This window comes from Mesorhizobium sp. WSM4935, from assembly GCF_029625735.1.
GTDB lineage: Bacteria > Pseudomonadota > Alphaproteobacteria > Rhizobiales > Rhizobiaceae > Mesorhizobium.
In genome coordinates this window covers 1-865 of record NZ_JARTVR010000046.1, presented here as the reverse complement: position 1 = coordinate 865, position 865 = coordinate 1, and the positions used below count along the sequence as shown (strand labels likewise).

1 pseudogene is annotated in these 865 nt (G+C 62.1%); it reads right to left on the bottom strand.

The window, feature by feature from the left end:
* Nucleotides 1–816 (bottom strand): annotated as a pseudogene (locus tag P9273_RS32030) (IS630 family transposase); the annotation flags it as partial.
* Between the last annotated feature and the right edge of the window lie 49 nt (nucleotides 817–865).

Sequence of the window (865 nt, the reverse complement as noted above, 5' to 3'; positions counted from 1 at the left end):
TGTTTGATCTTGGCGAAGGCCTGCTCGATCGGATTGAGATCCGGTGAATAGGGCGGCAGGTACCAGAGCCTGGCGCCAGCGGCCTTGATCATTTGCCTGATGGCCGCCGACTTATGGCTTCCAAGATTGTCCATGATGACGATATCGCCGGGCTTCAGCACCGTGATGAGCTGCTGCTCGACATAGGCGCGGAAGCATTGGCCGTTGATCGGTCCGTCGAAGACGCAAGGCGCTGCGAGCCGATCGCAGCGCAGTGCGCCAAGGAAGGTCAATGTGCGCCAGTGGCCATGTGGAGCCAGGCCGCGCAGCCGCTTGCCCTTCGGCCCCCAACCGCGCAGCGGAGCCATGTTGGTCTTGATCCAGGTCTCATCGATGAAGACCAGACATTGCGGATCGAGGCCGCCCTGCCAGGATCGCCATCGTTGACGCCGCCGCGCGATGTCGGCGCGTGCCTGCTCAAGGGCGAACAGCGTTTTTTTTGAAGCTCAACCCCTCGCGGCGCAGGAACTGCCACACTGCGTTGTGCGAGACCTTGACCCCGCGACCGGCCAACTCATCCTTAAGACCGTGCAGCGTCAGATGCGGCGTCTCACGCATGCGTGCCTCGATGAAGGCGCGGTGCGGCTCCAGCACCCTTTTGCGATGTCCGCCCATCTTGCCAGGCGCAACCGAGCCAGTCGCCCGATGACGCTGCAACAACTTCACCGCAGCCGAAACCGAAATGCCGAACCGCTTGGCGGCCGACCGGCGGCTCTCACCACTCAATACCGCCGCTACAACCCGTTCGCGAAGGTCGTCCGAAAGAGGTCGCGTCATCAGATGCTGGCCTCCATTCCAGCCAGCATCTTGAATCACAAATCCGACA